5 protein-coding genes are annotated in these 4,506 nt (G+C 50.3%); all 5 read left to right on the top strand.

Features of this window, described 5'->3' with window-relative positions; translation table 11 throughout:
• Window positions 1–43: 43 nt before the first annotated feature.
• Genes JF818_RS06660 through hslU form a run of 5 tightly spaced genes read left to right on the top strand, consistent with a single transcriptional unit; the run spans window position 44 to window position 4,495 of the window.
• Window positions 44–787 carry a TSUP family transporter gene (locus JF818_RS06660; protein WP_198891252.1) on the top strand — a complete coding sequence of 248 codons (744 nt, stop codon included), beginning with the start codon at window positions 44–46 and terminating at the stop codon, window positions 785–787.
• Between the two features lie 33 nt (window positions 788–820).
• A complete protein-coding gene (locus tag JF818_RS06655) occupies window positions 821–1,699 on the top strand; it encodes a DNA-processing protein DprA (RefSeq protein WP_198891251.1) in 879 nt (292 codons plus the stop codon).
• The gene (gene xerA / locus JF818_RS06650) at window positions 1,692–2,582 is read left to right on the top strand and encodes a site-specific tyrosine recombinase/integron integrase (protein WP_198891250.1); all 891 of its coding nucleotides are present in this window, start codon (window positions 1,692–1,694) and stop codon (window positions 2,580–2,582) included. The genes JF818_RS06655 and xerA overlap by 8 nt, the downstream gene beginning before the upstream one ends.
• On the top strand, window positions 2,575–3,111 hold the full coding sequence (gene hslV, locus JF818_RS06645) for an ATP-dependent protease subunit HslV (RefSeq protein ID WP_198891249.1): 537 nt from the start codon (window positions 2,575–2,577) through the stop codon (window positions 3,109–3,111). Before xerA ends, hslV begins: the two co-directional genes overlap by 8 nt.
• Window positions 3,112–3,115: 4 nt before the next feature.
• On the top strand, window positions 3,116–4,495 hold the full coding sequence (gene hslU / locus JF818_RS06640) for an ATP-dependent protease ATPase subunit HslU (RefSeq protein WP_198891248.1): 1,380 nt from the start codon (window positions 3,116–3,118) through the stop codon (window positions 4,493–4,495).
• Window positions 4,496–4,506: the final 11 nt, after the last annotated feature.

The following is a 4,506-nucleotide window of genomic DNA, read 5'->3' as shown; positions in this document are numbered from 1 at the left end:
CATATGATGCCTACCATGACGAGCAGGGGAGTGAGGAGTAAGCATGAGTGTATTATGGATTCTCTGTCCCATCATCGCCTTCGGCTCTGCTGTGGATGCCATCGCTGGTGGTGGTGGCCTGATAACCCTGACTGCCTATGTAGCGGTGGGGCTTCCTCCAACCACCGCTCTGGGGAATAATAAATTTGCCTCTGCAAGTGGGACACTGGTTGCGACCATCCAGTATCTGGCCAACAAGCAGGTCAGCTTTCTGGTAGGGGGGATTGCCATCGTGACAACCTTCATAGGTTCTTCCTATGGATCCTACCTGGCAACACAATATGCCTCGACCTATCTCTCCTATCTTCTAATCATCCTGGTACCTTCCCTTGCTGTATTCATGTTGGTGAACCCGAATTTCGGAAAAGCACAACCGAGGGGAAAGGCTTTCACCCTATCCCTCAGTGGGATCACAGGTCTGGTCGTTGGGATGTATGATGGCTTCTTTGGGCCAGGGACGGGAATGTTCCTTACCATCATTTTCACCGCTGTGCTTGGTCTGGACCTGCTTAAGGCATGTGGAACCGCACGGATAGTGAACCTTGCCTCCAATATCGCAGCCTTGGCAATGTTTCTCTATCATGGGGTAATTGATTTCTCCATTGCAATTCCCTGTGCCATCAGCGCCATCATTGGTGGGTACATCGGCAGCCACCTGGCATTGAGAATCGGGCAGAAGGTGGTAAAACCGGTCATGTTGCTGGTACTCTCCCTCTTGCTTATCAAGGTGGTCGTTGAACGGTTTTGAAGCAAGTCTCCTGTTTCCCTGCCTTTAGGAGATATGAAACTTTCAATACTACTGGCACTCAGTCTCCTGCCTCTTTCATGTGAGAAGAGGATAGCGCTGGCTCATTCTGGTGTTACATTGCAGGAACTCGTAAACCGTGGAGCAAGCATGGCCCGGGTGAAGCGGATGCTCAGGTTTCTTAATGAAGAGCAATCACTCAAAGTCTGTTTCTGGGGAATGGATGGGTATCCATCCGCGCTTTACCAGATGGAGAACCCTCCATTCAGGCTTATGTACAATAATCTTCTGCCTGACCCATCTTCCCATCTGCTTACCCTCTGCGGAACCCGCTATCCGGATGGCAACGGCGCCCAGAGAGCATACCGGTTTGCACTGGAGGCCTGTGCAAACAACACCACTCTGGTGACAAGCAACAGCCGAGGGATCGATAGGACTGCGCTTTATGCCAGCGGGGACCTGAAAGTCAATGCATTTGTCATCTGTGACTGTGGATTGGCGACACCTCGCATCAGGGCCTATCATGCATTACCGTTCGTCTCATTGCTCTCCCCCTATGAACCTGATGATGCAGCTTTCCCTTCCCGTTGCCTGAGCCGTAATATGCTCTCGACTGCGATTGGGAATGCAACGATGGTTATACAGTCCCCTGAGAAAAGCGGATGCTTGCACTGTGCCACCTCTGCATTGGATCAGGGAAAGGACGTATTTGTCCACACTGATGGGCTCTTTGGTGGCTCACTGGATGGAGGCATTGCCTCTCTTGCACAAATGGGCGCCACTGATGTTGCCTCCTTCCGTGATCTCGCTTCCATCCTTTCTTGGGAGAGTCCCTGCAAGGTGGAAGAGAGAAGAGGGGGAGCGGGTACGTTGTACCGTTTTGGACGGGCATGGTATAGTCTAGAGTATGCATGAACCCTTGATCCAGGAGTTCCTGGAAACCCAGAAACAGATCCGCAATCTCAGTGACCATACTCTGCTTGCCTACAGGAGGGACCTGGAACAGCTGTCAGCTTATTTCTCTTCCCTTGGGATTGGCCTGAAAGAGGCTGGCAGGGAGGATGGGAGGATGTATCTTCGGTTCCTGAAATTCGAAAACCACTACAGTGAGACAACAGTGAACCGGAAGATCAGCTGTGTAAGGACATTCTATACCTCATTGTGTAAACGTGGGGTATGTTCAGTAAACCCATTTTCGCTCGTGGCAACACACAGGAGAGAGAACCACCTTCCCACTGTTCTTACTGTCAAGGAAGTGGCACAGTTGCTCAGCCAGAGCTGTGATGATTTCCGCTCTGCTCGCTCAGTTTCACTCTTTACCCTGCTCTATGACACTGGTTGCAGAATCAGTGAGGTGCTTGGCATCAAGGAAGAGTCAATTGAATGGGATAAACGACGTATACGAGTTTTGGGAAAGGGGTCAAAAAGCCGCTATGTCTTTTTCACCAACCATTGCAGGAATGTCTTGCAAACGTATTTGAGCCTGAAAAGAGAACGATTCGATTGTCCCTTCTTGTTCTGTTCAATACAGGGAAAACAGTTGCCGATGAGCACTGTTGGTAGTATGTTTGGTACATATAGAAGAAGGCTTGGGTGGCAGAAACAATTTACGCCCCATGTACTGAGGCATACCTATGCAACCCATCTTCTGGACAACGGGGCAGATATCCGATTGGTACAGGAATTGCTTGGTCACGCCAGCATCTCTACCACCCAGATTTACACCCATGTATCGAAAGAGAGGCTGGCACGGGTCTACGCATCCTGCCACCCCCATGGAAGGGAGCAACATGAGTAGTTTTAAAGGAACAACCATCGTCGCAGTGAGAAGAAACGGACATGTCGCCATAGCTGGCGATGGACAGGTCACTGCAGGAGATACGATTTTGAAGTCAAACGCACATAAGGTGCGAACACTATATGACGGGAAGGTAATTACCGGCTTCGCTGGGACAACTGCCGATGCATTCACCCTCTTTGAACTTTTTGAGGGAAAATTGAAGCAGTACAATGGCGACTTGACCCGCTCTGCAGTGGAACTGGCAAAGCAGTGGAGAACCGATAAACAGCTGCGTCAGCTCGAGGCAATGATGCTTGTAAGCGATGGGAAGAGAATCTTCCTGATCAATGGAGCAGGGGATGTGGTCGACCCCGAACGGGATGCGATCGGCATTGGAAGTGGGGGCAACTACGCACTCAGTGCTGCATTGGCATATTTGGAGGCAGACTCCACCATGTCAGCGGAGGAGATTGCCAGAAAGAGTGTACAGATAGCAGCATCTGTCTGCATCTACACAGATGATCAGATTAACGTAGAGGTACTATAAGCATATGGGATATTCAGCAAGCAGGAAGCTTGATGAGCTCAAGCCTTCTCAGATTGTTTCAGAACTAGATAAATATATCATTGGCCAGCAGAAGGCCAAGCGAACCATAGCAGTTGCGATTCGCAACCGGACTCGCAGGAAACGGCTTCCTGAGGAAATCAGGGATGAAGTCTCTCCCAAGAACATCATCATGATCGGCCCCACTGGAGTGGGAAAGACCGAGATAGCTAGGCGTATCGCAAAGCTGTCCAACGCTCCCTTTATCAAGGTTGAGGCTACCAAGTACACTGAGGTAGGGTACGTCGGACGGGATGTTGAATCGATCATCAGGGACCTTATGAGTATCGCTGTCCAGCAAGTAAAAGCTGAACTAGCCGAGGCTGAGAAGGAAAAGGTGGCAAGCAGGGTTGAAGAGCGTCTGCTCGATATGTTGCTTCCCCAGGCAAAGGGTGAGGAGAAGAGTGATGTGGTGCCGGCAGGCAGCAGCTTCACCGACAGCCAGAAGGCAACCCGTGAGCGTTTCAGGGAGATGCTCAGGGATGGTAAGTTTGATGACCGTGAGATAGAAGTCAATGTCCAGAGCAGGAAGCGGGTCGGAATTGAGGTCCTTGGTCAGCCAAACATGGAAGAGCTACAGGACGCAATGCAGAGCCTTGGTTCAATCTTTGGGAATGGTCGTGGACATAACCGAAAGTTGACCGTAAAACGTGCCCGGGAGATTTTTACCGAAGAAGAGACTGAAAAGGCTGTTGATAATGACCGTGCCATTGATGAGGCCAAGGAGCGGGTCGAGCAGATGGGGATTGTTTTTCTCGATGAGATCGACAAGGTCGCCAAGAGCGGCGGTGGTGCCTCCAGCATTGATGTAAGCAGGGAAGGTGTACAACGTGATATTCTCCCCATCGTTGAAGGTACCAGTGTTTCCACCAAATGGGGCGTGATCGATACCACACATATCCTGTTCATTGCCAGTGGTGCATTCCATGTCTCCAAACCCAGTGACCTGATACCTGAGTTGCAGGGACGTTTCCCGCTTCGCGTTGAATTGGATGACCTGAGTGCTGATGATTTCTACCGGATTCTTACAGAGCCTGCTAATGCGATGACCATGCAGTATCATGAGTTGCTTAAGACCGAAGGTGTGGAGATCATATTTGATGATGCAGCCATCAGGAAAGTCAGTGAGATAGCCTATGAAGTGAATGCAACGAATGATAATATAGGTGCCAGGAGACTGTTCACCATCATGGAGAAGCTCTTGGAAGAACTTTCCTTCAGTGCAGATGAGCTTTCAGGGCAGACCATCACCATCACCGCAGCATACGTTGATGAACGGTTGCGTGATGTTCTCCAGGATCAGGACCTCTCCAAGTTCATTCTCTAAGGGGGCAATTT

It is taken from the genome of Sphaerochaeta sp. S2 (genome assembly GCF_016406725.1).
In the GTDB taxonomy this organism is placed as follows: domain Bacteria; phylum Spirochaetota; class Spirochaetia; order Sphaerochaetales; family Sphaerochaetaceae; genus Sphaerochaeta.
This window is presented reverse-complemented; position numbering and strand designations above follow the sequence as displayed.

Coding starts and splice junctions, on each gene's coding strand:
- xerA (WP_198891250.1), top strand. CDS start 1,692: ATGCATGAACCCTTGATCCAGGAGTTCCTGGAAACCCAGAAACAGATC.
- JF818_RS06655 (WP_198891251.1), top strand. CDS start 821: ATGAAACTTTCAATACTACTGGCACTCAGTCTCCTGCCTCTTTCATGT.
- JF818_RS06660 (WP_198891252.1), top strand. CDS start 44: ATGAGTGTATTATGGATTCTCTGTCCCATCATCGCCTTCGGCTCTGCT.
- hslU (WP_198891248.1), top strand. CDS start 3,116: ATGGGATATTCAGCAAGCAGGAAGCTTGATGAGCTCAAGCCTTCTCAG.
- hslV (WP_198891249.1), top strand. CDS start 2,575: ATGAGTAGTTTTAAAGGAACAACCATCGTCGCAGTGAGAAGAAACGGA.